A 327-nucleotide genomic window follows, 5' to 3' on the forward strand; every position below is an offset into this window, starting at 1 on the left:
AGGTCCGTGGCCTCAACAGCACCCAGGTGGCGTCCCTCTCCACCACCCAGATCGGCGGCCTGACCACTACCCAGATCGCCTCCCTGACCAGCACGCAGATCAGCGGGCTGGAAACCACGGACATCGCGGCCCTGTCCACGACCCAGATCGTGGCCCTGACCACGGCCCAGATCGTGTCCTTGAACAGCACGCAGTTCGCGGCCATCGAGACAACCGATCTGGCCACCCTGACCACGACCCAGTTCCGCGCCCTGACCACCACTCAGATCGCAGGGCTGAACACCACACAGGTCGGTGTCCTGACGACGACCCAGATCGCCTCGCTGA

At 65.1% G+C, this 327-nt stretch carries 1 pseudogene; it reads left to right on the plus strand.

The features are described 5' to 3' along the window. A pseudogene (locus tag ACODSP_RS28260) lies at nt 1–327 on the plus strand (beta strand repeat-containing protein); the annotation flags it as partial.

The organism is Niveispirillum sp. FG156, from assembly GCF_057809555.1.